The organism is Acaryochloris sp. IP29b_bin.137 (assembly GCF_028285745.1).
Classification (GTDB): Bacteria; Cyanobacteriota; Cyanobacteriia; order Thermosynechococcales; family Thermosynechococcaceae; genus Acaryochloris.
In genome coordinates this window covers 1-18944 of record NZ_JANQOP010000075.1, presented here as the reverse complement: position 1 = coordinate 18944, position 18944 = coordinate 1, and the positions used below count along the sequence as shown (strand labels likewise).

General features: G+C 47.1%; 8 protein-coding genes and 2 pseudogenes. 4 read left to right on the top strand and 6 right to left on the bottom strand.

Annotation, left to right across the window (positions count from 1 at the left end; all coding sequences use genetic code 11):
- Together Q0991_RS05620 and Q0991_RS05615 are read right to left on the bottom strand one after the other, a co-directional pair.
- A pseudogene (locus Q0991_RS05620) lies at window positions 1–491 on the bottom strand (ABC transporter); the annotation flags it as partial.
- Complete coding sequence (locus Q0991_RS05615) at window positions 488–1639, bottom strand: HlyD family efflux transporter periplasmic adaptor subunit (protein ID WP_299486284.1); 1152 nt, start codon at window positions 1637–1639, stop codon at window positions 488–490. The gene Q0991_RS05615 and the pseudogene Q0991_RS05620, both read right to left, overlap by 4 nt.
- Window positions 1640–1859: 220 nt before the next feature.
- Here Q0991_RS05615 and Q0991_RS05610 point away from each other — a divergent pair, with 220 nt between their 5' ends.
- Genes Q0991_RS05610 through Q0991_RS05600 form a run of 3 tightly spaced genes read left to right on the top strand, consistent with a single transcriptional unit; the run spans window position 1860 to window position 5993 of the window.
- Window positions 1860–3557, top strand: coding sequence for an ABC transporter ATP-binding protein/permease (locus Q0991_RS05610; RefSeq protein WP_299486282.1), 1698 nt, complete (start codon window positions 1860–1862; stop codon window positions 3555–3557).
- On the top strand, window positions 3550–5235 hold the full coding sequence (locus Q0991_RS05605; RefSeq protein WP_299486280.1) for an ATP-binding cassette domain-containing protein: 1686 nt from the start codon (window positions 3550–3552) through the stop codon (window positions 5233–5235). Before Q0991_RS05610 ends, Q0991_RS05605 begins: the two co-directional genes overlap by 8 nt.
- Window positions 5211–5993 carry an alpha/beta fold hydrolase gene (locus Q0991_RS05600; RefSeq protein ID WP_299486278.1) on the top strand — a complete coding sequence of 261 codons (783 nt, stop codon included), beginning with the start codon at window positions 5211–5213 and terminating at the stop codon, window positions 5991–5993. Before Q0991_RS05605 ends, Q0991_RS05600 begins: the two co-directional genes overlap by 25 nt.
- A 62-nt stretch (window positions 5994–6055) precedes the next feature.
- On the opposite strand, the gene Q0991_RS05595 is transcribed toward Q0991_RS05600, so the two are convergent.
- Window positions 6056–7729: a DUF4347 domain-containing protein gene (locus Q0991_RS05595; RefSeq protein ID WP_299486276.1), complete on the bottom strand. Its 1674-nt coding sequence runs from the start codon at window positions 7727–7729 to the stop codon at window positions 6056–6058.
- A 192-nt stretch (window positions 7730–7921) separates the two neighbouring features.
- Complete coding sequence (locus Q0991_RS25090; RefSeq protein WP_366524901.1) at window positions 7922–13372, bottom strand: pre-peptidase C-terminal domain-containing protein; 5451 nt, start codon at window positions 13370–13372, stop codon at window positions 7922–7924.
- Here Q0991_RS25090 and Q0991_RS25085 point away from each other — a divergent pair.
- The gene (locus Q0991_RS25085) at window positions 13295–13555 is read left to right on the top strand and encodes an SWIM zinc finger family protein (protein ID WP_366524900.1); all 261 of its coding nucleotides are present in this window, start codon (window positions 13295–13297) and stop codon (window positions 13553–13555) included. The genes Q0991_RS25090 and Q0991_RS25085 overlap by 78 nt on opposite strands.
- A gap of 2451 nt (window positions 13556–16006) precedes the next feature.
- Here the strand turns inward: Q0991_RS25085 and Q0991_RS25080 are convergent.
- Both Q0991_RS25080 and Q0991_RS05585 read right to left on the bottom strand, forming a co-directional pair.
- A pseudogene (locus tag Q0991_RS25080) lies at window positions 16007–17872 on the bottom strand (DUF4347 domain-containing protein); the annotation flags it as partial.
- A 231-nt stretch (window positions 17873–18103) separates the two neighbouring features.
- Window positions 18104–18944, bottom strand: an 841-nt coding sequence (locus Q0991_RS05585) for an Ig-like domain-containing protein (protein ID WP_299486273.1), incomplete at its 5' end; no start/stop codon positions are given.

The following is an 18944-nucleotide window of genomic DNA, read 5'->3' as shown; positions in this document are numbered from 1 at the left end:
AGCTGCTGATTGACTTCCGAAATCGAAAGTACAGGTTGAGCTGGGTTAAAAGCCAAAATCTTGACTGTATTGGGAAAGAGTTCAAATTCTGAATTAGGCTCTTCTTCAGCTACAGTTGATGCTGGAGTTTTGAGTAGATCTTGAGGATTCACCCAATTGGCAAATTCAATATATAACGGGCTTGCTTCCGTTACTCCACTAACCGCATCGGCTTGTAAAAGGTAAATTTTGGGAAATGTGCCTAAATCAATGTTAGGGGCATAAGCCGACACTAAAAATAGATCCCCCCTGAGATGATCAGGTACCAATGTCACCCCATCAAACAGCATGGCTCTCAGTCCCAGTTGGGTGAAGATCAACACATTGGAAAATGCCACTCCAGCGAGAGCAACTATTAGCCGGGCTTTACGATGGCTCAGTTGAGCCCAACCCAGCGGTCGGTGAATCTGCCAAACGATACGAAGTTTTCGCCAGGGCCTATGAGAACTCATCGCGTTCCTGAAAATTGAGCACGGGTATCGATATCAACTCGTACCTGCATGTTAGTGAGACCGGTAATTTTAGGACTATCCTGAGGGTGAATTTGAATATGAACCTGGACCACCCGCTGGTTCTCATCTGTTTTTGGATTATTGGAGCCATCCGCCAGGCTCTGGGAGCCGACTTGTAGTCCAATATGCGTTACCTTTCCACGAAGGGGACCACTAAAACCGCCATATTCACTCGTCATTGTGGCTGTTTGACCCACTTTAATTTTTAGAATGTCTGTTTCATAGATTTCTGCGATCGCATACATTTCCCCTGTTTGTCCGATTTCAGCAATCCCTTCCTTAGTATTGACTCGCTCACCCACTCGGGTATTAAGGCGCAAAATCTGTCCTCTCACCGGAACACGTACTTGTGTATCTGAAACATCCGTCCGACGCTGAGCAACCGATATTTGTGCACGTTCAAGTTCTATCTTCGCCACTCGCAGATCGACGGGACGAACTTCCTGCATGGTAGCCAGATTGTTCTGAGCCCTTGTAATTTGTTGAGTGAGCGTTTGTTGACTGTTAGTCAACTGTGCTTGCTTTTCCGCTAGCATGGCACGAGCAACATCTAATGTTTCTTTGGATTCATCCAAGGTATGTTGACTAATGGCCCCTTGAGACACTAGCGCAGTGTTGCGATCATGGGTCACTTCTGCCTGACTTAAAGCCGCAACAGCCCGTTGAACGGCCGCTTGTCGTTCATTGATTTCATTCCGTAGTTGGGCTCTCAGAACATCAATCGTAGACTGTTGAGCAGCTAGTTCAAAGGTCTTTGCCTCTCCAGCCTCCAATTGAGCTAATCGAGCTTGAAAAAATTCAACCGTCTTTTGGGCCTCTTCCAAGTCGCGTTTCTTACGCTCATATCCTTGCAAAATGGCAATAACTTGACCTGGCTCGACATAATCTCCTTCTTGTACCAAAATTCGATTTACTCTGCTGTCCTCTGCATTTGGCACCGAAAGTTTAATGACTTCTCCCTTGGGGGCTAACCTCCCTAGAGCAACAACATAATCATTAGCCAGACGTTTATCTAAAGGAGGATCGGGTTGGGGAGGTGTGTCTGTCCCTGCTTCGGAAATATAAGTGCACGCTGAGCAAATAAGCATTGCACTCAAAGCTACACTCAGTCGACTTCGCCTTGACCAATCAATTCGGTTTGCATTTAGCAAGCTCATGCGTTCAGGACAATGGAATTTCTGTACACTCTAATGACCGAGCGACACCTAAGCTACGCTCTACTACACTGTATATTGTAATAGCGAGAAATATTCTTAATAAGGGTGTTAACTTAAAAAAATTTTTCTTTTCAGAAAGTTCAATCTGTATATGACATACAAATCTCAGCGGGCAAAATTTGTAATTTTGAGTCAACTAAAGCCGTTTTTGCAAAAATTACGCCCCTTGCTTTATACCGATCAAAAAGCGAGTTCCTATGCCCTCCTAATTGCCTTATCTCTCGTTAGCAGTATTTTTATCATTTGGGAAAGTATCCAGAGAGGAGAGTTTATCTCTGCGCTGGCGGCAAGAGATGCTTCACGGTTTCAACGAGCTCTAATCATATTTATCGCTGTTCTACTTGCGACAGCCATCCTACAATCCGTGAACACCTTTATTCGAGATCGTTTAAGCCTCCAATGGAGAAAAGCGTTAACCCACCGTTTCCTTAAAGCCTATCTTGCCAAAAAATCTTATTACCACCTGACAATACCCACCTACAAACATGATTCTATAGATAATCCCGATCAACGACTTTCTGAAGACATTAAGCTTGTGTCCCAAACCACATTTCTACTGGGTATAGTCCTGGTAGAGTCCCTCGTCCAACTGGTTGGATTCATAGGCGTAATTTGGGCAGTTTCGCATACTTTGACTGGATTTCTAATCGGCTATTGCTTGTTGGGAACGGCAATCACCGGTCTCTGTTTTGGTAGACCTTTAACCCGTATTAATACCGAGCAGTTGAAATGTGAAGCCAACTTCCGTTTTGGCCTTATTAACCTGCGCGAGCATGCTGAATCAATCTCGTTTTACCAGGGACAACAAGCGGAAGAAACCCTGCTAAAGCGTTCTTTTGCCAAAGTTGTTGCCAACTTTAATCGTCTAATTCGTTGGTCCCTTGGGTTAAATCTATTTCAAAATGGCTACCAATACCTCACCTTCATCATTCCCAGTGTAATTCTGGCTCCGAGTATTTTGAGTGGTCAACTAGAGGTCGGCGCTATCGTTCAATCTCAAGCAGCTTTCGACCGGATCTGGCTGTCTTTAAGTCTGATTATCGTTCAGTTCGAAAATTTGACCACCCTAGCCGCCAGTATTAATCGCTTAAATGGACTTGATCAATCACTGCAGTCTTTCGGGCAGTCCGAGAGCCTTAACACTCAGCCTAGCCCACTATTAGCAGTAGAGGGTCTATCTCTATTTACACCCAATAATCGTCGGTGCCTCTGTCATGAATTATCATTCGAGGTTCCCATTGGGCAAAATCTTTTGATTACCGGTCCCAGTGGGGTAGGGAAAAGTACGTTAGTCAAAACTCTTGCAGGATTATGGAGAGATCAGCAAGGCATCCTCTTAGCCCCGACAGAAATTATGTTTCTACCCCAACAGCCCTATCTTAGGCTAGGCACCCTGCGTCAACAACTTCTCTATCCGCTACAAGAAAGTGATCTTAAGGATATCCAAATAGCGGAAGTTCTGCAAAAAGTAGATTTACCTGATCTTGCTCAAGTCCCTCTAAATATCACTGCCGATTGGTCCCAACGCCTCTCATTAGGAGAGCAACAAAGGCTCAGTTTCGCCCGTTTGCTTCTCCAACGTCCCCTCTATGCCATCTTGGACGAGGCCACCAGCGCCGTTACGGTTGAGCAAGAGCAAAAGCTTTACCAGCAGCTCCAAGCAGCAGGGGTCACAACTATCAGTATTGGTCATCGCCCTAGCTTAGTGGCTTATCACAATCAGATCTTATCTCTGAGGATGGACAGCACTTGGCAACTGCAATCTCCCCAGGACTATCATTTTGCATAAGTCTCAACCGCATCACCTTCACTCCGGAATTCGAACCGTCCTGTGGTCATACTGGATATCCACCAAGAAGTGGCAAGCTTGGGGACTACTGTTCCTTTTAGGATTCATTCTCTTGGGTCGAACAGGACTTCAAGTTATGTTTCTTATATTTGGAGGTGAGCTGACCTCAGCGTTAGTTGCTCAGGATACCGATCGATTTATTCAAGCTCTTCTAATCTTTCTTAGCGTCTTATTGGTAGGTATTCCATTTGCCTCAATTGCAGATTACCTAAAGGCTAAGCTCGGACTCTCATGGCGGAACTGGCTCACCCACCGATATCTCCACAAATACCTAGAGCAATCGCGGTTCTATCAAATCCGGCTTTTAAATAAAGTTGATAACCCTGATCAACGAATCGAAACTGATATTCGCACTCTTACACGAGAATCTCTTGAATTTCTAGCCATTGGGCTAGAATCAATGTTCCAGCTCTTTGGCATTGCCGGGGTTTTGTGGCGCATTTCTCTTCCACTTATGATTTTTGTGGTGATCTATTCAATTGCTGGAACGATTATTTCCACCGTTTTCTTTGGTCGCACGCTAATTGGAATCAACCAAGCGCAACTTCAGCGAGAAGCAGATTTTCGGTATGGGTTAGCACGCATCGAAAAAAATGCTGAGAAAATCGCACTTTATGATGGTGGTATTACTGAACTAAAGCAAAGCCAGAACCAATTTCAGAATGTTTACAGTAATTTTAAACACCTTATTCGCTGGCAATTTGGACTCAACTTATTTCAAAATCACTATCAATATGCAACATTTATAATCCCGGGTGTTATCTTAGCACCACGACTTTTTGCAGGTGAACTAGAAATTGGTGACATCACTCAGGCAGGCACTGCCTTTAAGTTAATGCTTGGAGCTTTAGCATTGATTGTGCTGAAAATGCAACAACTCACTAATTTAGGGGCCGCCTATCAGCGTCTGGGGCAGTTAGAGATATCCCTAAATGATGATTCTGTGGGTGAACCTCATATTCAAATCCAACATGGAGAATCTATCGTACTTGATCATGTAACGGTATTAACCCCAGATTACAAAACGACTTTAATCCCTAATCTTTCCCTGACAGTAAATGACCAAAATAGTTTGTTAATTGTGGGAGCGAGTGGTGTTGGAAAAAGTTCGCTTCTCAGGGCTATTGCGGGCCTTTGGACCTCGGGAGAGGGAACAGTTACAAGGCCTAAAGTCGCCAATTTAATGTTCCTTCCTCAACAACCCTACCTGATCAAAGGTTCCTTAAGGGAGCAGCTCCTGTATCCTCGGCTTCTCCAGCAGACAACACCCATCCCTGAATCAGCTTTGGAGAAGGTTCTGGAACAAGTCAATTTATTAAATCTACTCGAACGCTGGGGGCATTTAGATGGTGGTCAAGCAGAGATGTTAACCCTATCCTTAGGGGAGCAACAGCGTCTTGCTTTTGCTCGATTGTTACTCCACTCTCCACGGTTTGCTCTATTAGATGAAGCAACCAGCGCCTTAGATCTCCATAACGAAGAACGCCTTTACGAACTCCTCCAAACGAAGCAAACAACTTATATCAGCATTGGTCATCGTTTATCTTTGAAAAAATATCATCGCCAGATGTTAAAGATATCAACGCCACAGGAATGGAACCTCGTAGAAATCCAGTGAATCAAAGAGCTGACAATCCCTGGATACCCCGCTGGGCCAATTATACTGATCAACCATTTCGGGTCTTTTGCTTTCCCTATGCTGGAGGGAAAAGCTATATTTATCGAAACTGGTCTCACCTATTTCCTGCTAACATCGGCATCAGTCCAGTCGAGCTACCTGGACGGGGCCATCGATTTACCGAACTTCCTTATACCCACTTGACTGATTTGCTGAAGGAACTTGGCCCAGCCTTAATATCTGAACTAACGGGTCCATTTGCTTTTTTTGGGCATAGCATGGGAGCACTGATTGCTTTTGAGTTAACTCATTGGTTGCGAAAAAACAATTATCCTCGACCGAGACACCTCTTACTCAGTGGTATTCAGGCCCCTCACACTGAACGGAAACTTCCCAATATACACAATAGATCTGACGAAGCCTTCCTGGAAAATTTGCGCCGATATAAAGGCACTCCATCGGAAGTACTTGCGAATAAAGAACTAATGATGTTATTGTTGCGCTCCCTTCGGGCAGATTTTCAAATAGTGGAATCCTATTCTTATCACGAACAACCGCCTTTAGACTGTCCAATGAGTATATTCATGGGACAGGATGATGAGACAGTCGATGATGAAGATGTCCTTAGTTGGGAAATACATACAACTGAACGTTGCACCTTCCACAGACTTCCTGGAGAACATTTTTTTATCCACACCGAAGAGGAAGAACTTGTAAAGCTCTGCGTAAAAGCCTTAGGCAAATACCCTCTCATGTAAATAACTGAGAAACTTCCAACCTGGAGTTTAATCAGAATAAATCGGATGTATGGAGGTGGAAGTTAAGCATTAAATTCAAGTCTAAACACAGCATCATTAAAATCATTATCACTAGTTATGAGGTTTGCTGGTAGATCTTCAAATCCAAACGTATTATTCCCTAAAGCTTTCAGATGGGGGACTCCATCAGGGTTAGCGCCAATATAACCAAAATATGCAACAGGATCATCTACAACAGTTGCTGCTGCATTATTGGGATTAAGGGCAAGGAACTCATCTATTGTTAAATCCCCACCATTTGCAATGACAAAAGGTGCAAAAATCTGGCCACCATTGAGAACTACATTACCAAAGTCTTGTATTGTCGTGTTCTTATTTGGATCTCCAGAGGAGCCAGCTCGAATATCTAAACCAGGTATAGCATTAGATAATGCTGCTTCTGCATAGCCAGGATCTCCCGGCAGAATGTCAATGACATTATCTCCGTTTGTATCTATTCCACCCGAAACATCTACTACCTCATAGAAGCCGACAAGATTGTCAAACACCGCATCTGAATTTGCAGCTACATCATTACCTAAAGAGGTGGTGAAATTAGCATTACCAGCAGGAGACGAGTCGTAAGCCAGCAGGCCTATTTGATCGCTAGTATTTGCTGCTTGATTGATGTCAACTATTGGGCCAGTAATGATAGACCCAGTGAAATTAGTATCCACCGGGGGAGTGGGGGGTGGAGTAGGACCCGGAGGGGGAGTGGGAGTAGGAGGTGCAGCTGGCACTTCGCTGCGATTATCAAAGATATTGGTCGTTGTATTTCCAAGTATATTGACTGTTGTTCCAGGTGAAACAGGTGAAATAGTCCAAGTAAATGACATTGGACTATCGTCTATAAAGTCATTAAATATTGGAAAGCTAATATTAGCCGTTGGCTGGGTAATAACAATGTTAAAAGCGGAGAAGTCAAGGTTTGGAGAAACATCAATAATGCCTGTGTTCAACCCTCCTGCTATACCACCAAAGCTCAAAGCAAATAGATTCCACTGGTTAATTGCTTGAGGTTGATTAGCTGCTAAGCGGACAATACTTCCTCCCGCTGGAATTGGTCCATCAACCGTAAAGTTAAAACTAAAGGGGGTTCCTTCACTTTCAACTAGAGTCGTTGTACTGACACTAAAGTTAACTGTTTCAAAATTTCCCCGATAGGACTGTTGAATATGATCATCAAAAATAATGGGAGTCTTAAGCTGACCAATCTGCACATCCAGGGTCCACTGTGCCTGATGGCTAACATATCCAACTGCCTTTGTGGACGCAGCTAGATTAGCTCCTGTGAGCTGATGAAACTGCTGAAGAAAGAGATGTCCTAACGCACCTTGAGCAACATTACAGCCATAAATTAGGACATCACTTCCCTGGAGCGCATGAGCCCAAGTTTTTAATGTTGAGGCATAGTGATTCAAGCTCTCCAAGGAGAGTTGAGTATTACCTAATTGCAAATTTCCTGGACCACCGTGAGCGATTAGGTGCAGGTTAATTTGAGTTGACTGGTTACGAAGAACATCTGTTATTTGCTCAATTCCATTCCGGTTGGGGCTCAGTACTAACACGTCTGATGAGTCAGGCAAGCTAGCAACCAACTGGGACAGATCCTCAATATGGCTATCAAAAACAACTAATTCATTAGCATTTTGGATTCGAGGAGTTGTTGGAGCTGAGAGGGGTTGAAGTAACTGCATGAGAATAGACCAAACTGGATTTAACCCTGGATAGGATTATAAAACAATAGAAAATGAGTTAATGATGGGCTGTTAATAGCCTGAATCACTTTCAGGCTCCCCCCTGCATAACTAAATAGGAGCATACTTTCAACTATGTAGAAGTATGCTCCAAACAAATCACCTTAGATTAGAAAACAAGCATCTTCAAGCTTAGCCAAGTGGTCCTCGGTTAAAGGCTGCTGCCTCGGCCTGTGCCTGTGAGCCAATGAAAAACCTCCCATCGTTCTCTTCATCATCAAAGATGTAAAGCTCACTTGGACTGACGCCTGAGATGGAAGCAAAGGCTGTACCATCCACAGCTAATATGGTGTCGCAGGAACCATCAGCCGTTGCCTCAATCATAGAGCCATTAATCCCAGGAAGTAAATCATCTACCCCTTGGAATCCGATGACATCTATATCCAACTCAAAGTCGGTGATGCGATTGGCTGATGCAGGAACTTCACCATTCACTACCCAGAATTGGTCGGCTCCTTCACCTCCAGCAGCAATATTACCACCGCCTAAGCCAAAGAAGAAACGGTCATCGCCTGCTCCCCCAATACCTATATCTCGAGCACCATCAAGGGCACCAAAGAAGAAGTCATCATTGCCGTCTCCACCAGATATCCGGTTTCTGCCTCGACTGTCAGACGCATCCAACACATCATCACCAGGCCCCCCAAAGACTACATCTCTGTAACTAATAAAAATGAGGTCATTACCACTGCCAGCATCCACCCGGTTGCCTTGAGCAGTTGGGTCAAAGGCGAGGTCGATCTCATCGTTTCCAGCCCCGGCAAAAATCGAAGCACCATTGCCGTCAAAGTCCACACCCGCGATGATGAAGTCATCTCCAGGGGTTGTTAAGGGACCACTGCCTGTACTTTCATCATTGATGTTGAGGGTGAAGGAGCCGTTGGTGTCTGAGACTTCATACACTTCCCCATCAATCACGCTAAAGGTCAAAGACTCCAAACCTTCACCAGGACCATCATCAAAGACAGAAAGGGTGATGCTGGCTTCAGGGTCTGTAAGAGTCACCAGGAAGCTGCTGGCTCCGGTGTCGCCCACTTCAGGGATGCCATCAATACCAGTTGTGGTGAAGGCGGGACTCCCATCTTCGTTGAAGAGGTTGAACTCACCGAGGGCACCAAAGGTTTCACTATCGACGAGGACAGTTAATCCTTCGGCTGGGATATCACCATCAACGGTAAAGTTGACCGTGAACTCATCACCTTCGCTAAGCTCGGTCTCAGTAACGGAGATACCCACTGTTGGGCCAATGCCTGGACCGCCATTACCGTCAATTAGAGTAATGGTGTCTGAGCTGGCATCGGGATTAACGATGTAATTAGAAGAGATGGAGCCGTCATTTTCGATAATGCTAAATGCATAGTCTTGGTCGGCCTCCTGAATAACATCATTGAGAATTTCTAGAGTGATAGTAGAGGTATTCTCTAGCAAAATCAGCTCGAAAACTTGCCGATCCTGATCGAAGAAGGAACCAGGGATGACTGTGGTTGTCTCTGGATCACCCGCAATTTGCTGCAGAATTTGGTTAACAGGTCCTTGATACAAAATGGATAGCCCACCTGAGACCAAGTTGCCTTCATCGTCAAATACAGCAGGCGGTATATCACCTTCGACAGTAAAGGTCGTTGTGACAAGAGGATTAGCATCCTCTTCACTGACGACTTCAGGTGTGATTTCAAAGCTAACTTCAGGTACCGATGGTCTATCGGTAGTTAGATTGATATCCAGAGTATATTCTCCAGGACTGATGCCTTGATCCACTAACTGGACACCATCACCACTTGCGTTCACCAATGGATCGTAGTTGTCATTCAAGTATTGAGAGACACCAACAAAGTAAGTACCATCTTCAGTGGCAGTGAAGTTAAGAGAGGGATCAGTCACAACACCATCAGCAAGGACACTAGCACTAATGGCTAACTCTTCTCCTGCTGCATTAAACAGCCGCAGAGTCGGAGCTGTAACCTGCGAGATGCCGTTTAACTCGAATGGGACAGACTCCGCATTAATGTCAACGGTTTCTCCAGCCACTAACTCAAATGAGTAAAGATCAACATCTTCTGTGTTGTCGGCTCGCTGCTCAGGCTCATTTCGCCAGCGGACAGCGATGGAACCTTCAACTTGAACGTTGAGTTTATTGGGACTTAACCCTGTCTCAACTGCAGTGTCGATGGTGTCATCAATTGAGTTGCGCCCATCGTTATCCATCACCACATCTGAGTCACCATTACCGCCGTTACCATTACCGCCGTCATCCGGTAATGGAACAGAATCTGGGTTGTCCAGAATGGTGAAGTCGATGGTTGAGGCATTGGCATCGATGGTGTAAGCCTCGTTGGGGATGACGGACATGCTGAAGTTCTCAACACCCTCTAGGGCATCCTCTGCCGGAATCTCAGGATTTGTGGTCTCATCAAATACTGACAGTTTAATGGTTGCAGTATTTTCAAAGACTCTGAAGAAGAAACCGCTAGCGTTGCCATTCGGTGATGGGAACGCTCCCCCAGTAACCTCAGCGTTGAAAACATCGAATTCACCCAGTAGCCCTCGTGCTTCACCGTCGATATAAACTAACAGGCCATCGGCAGGGACATCACCCGTGATAGTTACTGTCAGTGTTGCTTCTGTTCCTTCAGACTCAATGAGTTGAGCTTGGTCAAAGGTAATGCCAACTTCAGGCACAGGACCGCCGTTGCCCTGAACTTGAGCTAAATCATCATAGAAGGTGACAGTGGAAGAAGCAGTGGTGTCACTGACGATGTAGTCCGGGCCATTCGCTAGGGTGAAGTTTAGCGTTTCAGGCATGGTGGGATCATCATCCCGCTCATCGTTGGCATTATAGGGGAACCGAGCGTTGTTAGCGGTCAACAGCACTTTGAAGCCAATTAGACCACCATTGGCATCATAGAGACCACCAGTAATCTCGCCTCCCACTGCAACTCGAGGATTGGAGTCAAGGCCTTCGAAGTAGGTGCTGATATCTGTATCGCTGGTGACGAATACTTCTAGCCCACCATCAGGTATCACACCATCAACGCTGAAAGTAAAATCAAGAATGCCTACTGCATCCGGTTCTGATTCAATTAGCTGGCTAGAAACTACGGCGTCATTACCGTCATCTGCCCTGCCAAAGGTTCCTGGAACGGCAGCAAAGCTGACAACAGGACCATCAGCAGGTGGGTCACCAGTGAATTCTTCATAAACTGGACCGTTAAAGCCTTCAGGATTGAGAGCAATCGCGAGGGTGTAAGGCCCTCCAGCGCTCACACCAAATCGAGGGCTAAAAACTGCGCCAGATCCGCTACCAACGACGTTGGGGTCGTAGGAGTCATTACGGTATTGAGAAGCACCAATGTAATAGGTGCCTGCTTCTGTTGCAGTGAAGTCAATATAGCTATCACGTCCAGCAACAAAGGCTTCGTCAGGAGCACCACCAATTCGAACATACTCCAACTCTTCACCAGTTGCATTGAAAATCCTTAGATCTGGAGCCGGACCAGAGGGAAATCCCTCAAAGTCGAGAAGGACAGAGTCAGCATCGATAGTAATCCTATCGCCCGCTTCTAGCTGCACCGCAAACATATCCACATCCTCAGTGGCATCAGCGGTATTGCTGCGGTCCTCGAACCGTTGAGCAAACTCAGCTTCAACCAATAGGTTGGGATTATCCGCGCTCAAATCGAGCACCTGAGCATTGGTAATGGTGTCATTGTTAGTGCTGACACTATCGTTATCAGTGACCAATACTCCGTCAATGGTTGCCTTCAAACGATAGGGACCAGGCTCAAAGCGGTCATTAAAGGTCCAGCCACTACCACTGCCCGCAACGTTGGGATCGTAAGAGTTATTCCCTAAGTTGCTAATGCCGACATAATAGGTTGCTGTATCGGGAGCAGTGAACTCAATGTAGCTGTCCCCATTAGCTTGGAAGACCTCATCAGGCGCACCACCGTTTTCGTTAATGGCAACTTCGTTGCCGCCTGCATCAAAGATGCGAAGAACAGAGTCTAAAAGAGAACCCGCAACACCAGCACTACCTGAGCCACCACCGTCAACGTCTAGAATCAGGGTTTGACCTGCTTCTAGGTCAAAGGCGTACATGTCGACATCTTCAGAGCGGTCGATCAGGTTGCGAGTCTGTCGAGTTGTTCCAATCTCACCTGCTACTTCGTAGACGGGGTTGGTGACGCTTAGTCCGGTTGCGATCGCATCCGCAATCGTGTCATTGAACTCAGTTTCAGTGGGCAGACCACTACCATTTCCACTATCACCGTTTCCACCATCATCAGGTAGAGGAACAGAATCAGGATTATCAGCAATGGTGAGGGTGATTTCACTGGCGTCGGGTGCTATTGCATACCCAACCCCAGGCTGAATCGTGAAAGTGAATTCCTCAATTCCTTCTAGGGCATCTTCGGCTGGTATCTCTGGGTTAGTGGTTTCATCAAAGGCCGCCAGCGTAATAGTCGCAGTCTGCTCCGTCATGCGGAAGAAGAAACCACTGGCCCGGAAATTGGGCGAGGGGAAGTCTCCACCTATTATCTCAGCGTTAAAGACATCAAATTCACCTAAGGCAGCGCGTTGACCGCTATCAACGTTGATCAGAACTCCTTCCGCAGGCGGTGGATTATCTAGCGTAAATGTTAGCGTTGTCAGATTCCCCTCTGATTCGACTAGAGCCGTTTCACTGATAGTAACGCCCACCGTCGGCACATCAGGCATAACGGGAACATCTGCCAAGGTATCGTAAATGGAGGTTGAGAAGGTATCCTCACCGACTTGGTAGCCAGCACTGGGCTCCAGGGTAAATGAAACAGGCTGAACCCCGTCTGTTGGCGCTTCATCGGCATTATCAAGATTGAGGTTAATAACCGTCGTATTGCTGGTGAGCTTGATTCGCAAACCTGTGGGTAGACCCTGGTCATCAAAGATCGCACCTAGGACTTCCGCCTCACCCACCGGATTAAAGGGAGAGCGAGTACTGAACGCAGAAGAGAGGTCAATGTCGCTATTGAGGTAAACTTCAACCCCTTCCTCTGGGATCTCGCCATCAACGCTGAGCTCCAGCGTCAGGATGGACGCGCCGCTTTCGACAAACTGTACCAATGCACTGGCAAGCAGGCGATCGCTATCGTCGTAGACCGCAGGAGAAGCCGACAGCGACACCGTTGGACCTTCCCCAGTACTGTCTGGAATCTCCGTTTCTACAGGGGCAAATGGTTCATTCAGCGTCAAGTTGAGGGTATAGTCGCCAAAGCTGCGGCCTGTACCACTACCCGCCACGTTTGGATCATAGGGATTATTGGTTGGCGTGCCGTCATCATTTTGGAAGAAGTCAAAAACGCCATTTCCAAAACTGCTGACGCCAACATAGTAAGTACCTGCTTCAGTAGCAGTGTACTCAACGTAAGAATCTCTGCGGCCTGGTGCAAAGAGTTCATCAGGGGCAAAGTCATCATCGCTACCCGCAACCTCGTTGCCGTCAGCATCAAACACCCGTAGAACAGTATCGAGACCCGAATCAAAAATGGCAGAGTCCGCATCAATCCGCACCGTATCTCCGGCAGCAAGATCAAAGGAGTACATGTCTACATCTTCAGTCTGGTCAACCTCGCGGTTGCGGAAGCTGAAAGAGATCGCACCATCAATGGAAACTTTGTTGCTTTCTGGCGTGAGGCCCGATGCAATTGCAGTTGCGATCGTATCGTTAGATTCGGCATCTGTTGCTGGCACCTGGTCTGGCGAATCAACGACTTGGAAACTTGCTGAGCCATTGACCGGATCAACCTGATAACCTTCACCAGCTTGAACGTTGAAGGTTATCTCTTCTAACCCCTCAGGAACGCCATCATCTGAGATCGGGAGTGAAACCGTTGCCGACTGTCCATCGACGAAAAGGTCGAATCCACCCGGACGAATCGCGGTAATACTGCCACCGTCAACCGTTAGGTTAAAGATGTCGAGCTCCGTTAGGCCTGGAGCATTCACAGAGAAACTCAAGCTGCCTCCCTCCGGTGGCGCGCTGAGATTGAAGGTATGGGTGGCAAGGGTACCATCACTTTCAACCAGAACGTCTTCAGAAGCTTCAACGCTTACCTGGAGCAGGGAGCTAGCATCATCTTGAACCAAGATCGAAACATCCCCAGATCCATCAGCAATGGTGTATCCAGGTAGTTCTTGTAAAGCAACATTAATCTGCTCTAGCCCTTCAACCTCTTCATCCAGTCGGGCTTGAAACGTCAGGCTTGCCGTTGGCTCCGTAATCTTGAAATAGAACCCACCTGCTCGACCGTCTGGGGCTGGGAAGAGTCCACCCGTGACCGACGCATTGAGCAAATCAAAATCTGTAATGCCGCCAAAGATATTGTTGGTGACAAAGACAACTAGGCCATCCGCCGGGATCTCGCCGTCAACCGTGAAGTTCAGCGTACCTGTGTCGCCACCCTCTGTTAGCGCACCCGTATCGCTCGTAAACCCAAGACTGACTTCGGGTACTGAAGCTGGGACAGGTACATCCGCAATATCTTCAAACAGGCGCGCCACAGAGGGCGTCGTATTAGCTTGATAGCCGTCACCCTCCGCCAATGTGAAGGTCGCTTCAAACGGTCCATCGGCATCCGTCGGATTCGTCAAACCATTGGTGAAGTTGACCACGGTGTTGGGACTATCCAGTCTGACCTGAAGGCCCGTCGCTTGACCCGCGTCATCGTAAATCGCTCCCAGCACCTCACCGCCAAACGTGGTGGGAACAAAGTTTGAGCCTTGGATAAACTGGGTCAGATCCGCCAGATCAGTAGTGATATCAACCACTAATCCATCCTCTGGAACCTCACCATCGGCACTGAGCACCAAACTTAGAACAGGAGAACCACTGCCAGACTCGACCAAATTAGGCGTCACCAAGGCACCATCATCGCCAAACGTACCGCTGATTAGGCCCAGCGTCACGGTTGGCCCATCACCACCACCACTATCGGCAGCATCAACGATGTTTAAGGTAATACTGCTGGCATCAGGATCAACCTCATAGGCTTCACCATCAATGACCTCAAAGGTGAAGACTTCCTGGGCCTCATCTTCATCGGCTCCTTCATCAATGGCCGGAATCGTAATCGTGGCGGTGGGCTCCGTTACCGTCACAAAGAAACCACTGTCTCCATCTGCGGGGATCGGGAAGTCGCTAATGCCAGTCAACTGCACATCGCTGACATCAAACTCGGTCAAGGTCCTGGTTTGGCCTTGGGCACCAGCCACATCATTAATCAGCACCTGCAATCCTTCCGGTGGAATGTCGCCATCCACTGAAATAGTTAGCGTAAGCGTCTCACCTTCCACCACAGTGGTTTTATCCACCGTCAGACCTACCGTAGGACCAACAGGTTGATCTTCATCTGAAATCGTTAGCGTAGTGCTTGCTGCTGCAGGATCAACCTCATACTCTTCACCATTAGCGATCGTATAGGTGATATCCAGTGGGTCTTCAGCAACGATGTCATCAAAAACATCCAGGGTGATGGTGGCAGTGGGTTCAGTAATGGTTACCAGGAAGCTGCTACCGCCTCCGTCACCAACTTCAGGCAACCCTGCAATTCCTGTTGTCGTGAGGTTCCCTAAATCAGCTAAGTCAAACTGGCCCAGGGAACCAGTGACATCACCTTGAACCAATACCTGTACGCCTTCGGCTGGAATGTCGCCATCCACATTAAAGGTAACCGTGAAGGTATCGCCTTCGGTTAAGTTAGTTTCTGAGAAAGTGATACCGACAGTGGGACCTATACCAGGCCCACCATTATCGTCAGTGATGGTGAAGATGCCTCCGTTTTCATTTGCATCCACGGTGTAGCCATCGCCGTCTACCAGCAAAAACTCAAACTCTTGAGTTCCTTCTTCAATAATGTCATCAGCGAAGTAGAGCTTGAATGAGGCTTCTGGGGCAGACAGCAGAATGTTGAGCCTGCCAGTTTCTTCATCGAAGCCAACAAGGTCTGCATCAACAAATTCTGCTGGGGGAGCGGCTGCAAACTGGTCAAGAAAGGCAAAAGTAGCCCCACCGCCCGACGTATCCAAGTTGACGGTGATTCCATCTTCGGGAAAATCACCTGTAACGGTCCATCTCCACTCAACTAGGTTGTTCTCTGCTTCTTCAGAGAACGTATCGGGCACCACCTCAAAGCTAACCACGGGGTCACCGCCGCCAGTTTGGGTGCCGACATCAATTGAAACCGTGGCGGTATCAGTGCCACCATTGCCGTCATCGACGGTGTAGGTGAAGGTATCAGTGCCTGTGTAGCCCGTGTTGGGTTCGTATACAAAGGAACCATCACTCTCAAGGGTGACTGAGCCATTAGCTGGATCGGTTGCGATCGTTGCGCTCAGAACATCTCCGGAGTCAGCATCGGTATCACCATTGAGAACCCCGTTTCCAGCATCAACTGTCAAAGTGGTATCAGCATCAGTGCTGTAGGAATCATCATCAGCAACAGGCTCACTATTAGTAACTCCCGGAAGCTGACTGGCATCATCAGCAAAGAAAATTGTGCTTGAGGCAGTCCCAATGATGTATTCACCTACCGGATCACCACCGTTTGCTGTGTTTTCGACGGAATCTAAGTCGTTACCCGTGCTACCAGTGTATGGACTAGTCTCAGTGGTTGTATCAATTTGATCCCGCGTTTTGATTGTAAATGTAACCTCGTCTAACCCCTCGAAGGTGTCTGGGAAACCTGGATCAGGCGGCAATGCAGAATTGTCAAAAATTGGAACGGTAACCGAAGCCTCAGTCTCACCTTCAGCAATCGTCAATGCAAAGCCAGTATCTAGAAAGTCTCCTCTAAAGGCATCAAATGGATCACTTACATCTACCCCAACAAGGCGGGTAGGATCGCTCTGTAGTGCAGTTCTCCAGTCCGTTCGATTTAGGATGGCTGGTACATTACTATCGACATACACTTTCAAGCCCCCAACTGGTGCAGGAGAGTCTAAGGTCAGTTGGAATGTAATCTCTGTACCTTGATCCTCAACTGCAAAATTATCTCCACTTGGATTATCAGTAAAGATTGCCAAACTCACCTGAGGGATTTGGGGACCTACCTGCACTTCCGAAACCTGGAAATCAAGTTCATAGTCACTATTTGCACCCAACTGCTGAATTGCAAAGGTGTATTCACCACTCGGCAGCGCCCCAGTAAAGCCGATTGCCCCATTCCCATTAGCAATATTATCAAGGATATCTGTAGAGACTGCTGTCGGTCCAAACAGGGCATAACCCAAAAATTGACTCGTATCTGCACTATCGTCTAACGGCTCAGTAAAAGTAGTTCCTTGCTGCACACCAATAAACGCAACATCATTGGGCGCAAAAGAATTCACCACCAACTGATCTAGCTGAAAACCTTCTGGTATAGTCACGGTGACATATTCTTGATCACCTCCTCCAGTAGAGGCAGTCAGAACATTACTCCCTGCTGACAGTGCAAGAGTCTCTGGACTGTTCGGATTATCGCTAAGCTCTCCACTGATAGATTCGTTTAGGTCAGCCATGAAATGTCCTCTATAAGTCTCCTGAAGTTCTTTTGAGATAATGATTGGGGTCTTGACTTGTCCAACTTGTGTATCTAGGGACCAATAGGTTTGTCCATCGACATGACCAACTGCAACAGTGGATGCAGCCAGGTTTGCTCCTGTGAGGTGATGAAGTTGGTGTAAGAAGAGATATCCCAAAGCTCCTTGAGCAACATGACATCCATAGATCAGAACATCACGGCCTTTGAGAACTCCAGCCCAAGACTCTAGCAGAGGTGCATAGTGATTGAGAGCCTCCAATCTAAGTTCTGTTTTACCGAGTTGCACGTATCCAGGCCCACCATGGGCAATGAGGTGCAGACTGGAGAACGGTCCATGACCATGCAGGATTCGGGTGATCTGCTCAATCCCATCCTGCTCTGAATCGAGAACCAGAGTATTCACATTCGATAAGCTGGTCACTAAGGTTGATAAGTTATCAACATTCCCGTCAACAATAACTAAGGGGGTGTTAACTGTTGAGCGCGGGATTAAAGGTGATGAACTTATTAAGTTTGAGAGCATCGCAAATTAATCCTTTAAACCTAAGTAGGAAATGCCCATAATTTCAGAGCATTCTAGTAGCAAGAATGATTTAATTCGACCTAAAACTAAACAGAAAATTTTGCGGATTCCTCCTTCTTATCCATAAAGAATCCCCCCCTATTTTTCTGGGGAGAGCAATAGAAATTTTATAAAGTTGCTCTCCCATATATCTCGAAATGCTCTTCCCTTCAAGGGAAGAGCATCATCTTCTTAACCTAATGCGCCAAAGTTAATGGCTGCTGCTTCTGCCTGAGCTTGAGAACCGATGAAAAATCTTCCATCATTCTCTTCATCATCAAAGATGTATAGATCGGCTGGACTTACCCCAGATATGGAAGCAAAGGCAGTCCCCCCTAAGCCTAACAGTGTGTTAGAGCCATCTAGGGTAGCCTCGATCATCGAGCCATTAATCCCTGGCAACAGATCGTCTACGCCTTGGAAACCAATTACATCTACCCCTAACTCAAAGTCAGCAATGGTGTTTGCCGATGTTGGCACTTCTCCGTTAACAACCCAGAACTGGTCAGCCCCTTCGCCACCAACAACAAGGTTGCCACCGCCTAGACCAAAGAAGAACCGATCATCTCCTTCTCCGCCTAAGCCGCGATCGAAGATGCCATCTTGAGCTCCGAAGAAGAAGTCATCATTACCTTCTCCGCCCGACATACGGTTGTTACCCCGACTTTCAGTAGCTTCGAAAACATCGTCCCCAGGACCACCAATTACCTGGTCTCCTTGGCTGACATAAATAGTATCGTTTCCACTACCTGCATCCACTCGATTGCCTTGTGCGGTAGAGTCAAAAGCCAAGTCAATCTCGTCGTCTCCGGCACCTGAAAATATCGAAGCACCATCTGCCTCAAAATCAACCCCAGCCAGAATATAGTCATCCCCAGGAGTGGTTAGTGGGCCATCAGATGGTGGGTCACCGCCACCACCGACTTCATTGACTGTTACTGTAACGGTAGCTGTGGAGGTGTCTGTTCCATCACTGACGTCGTAGGTGAAGGTGTCCGTTCCTACAAAACCCTCAGGGGGAGTGTAGTCAATG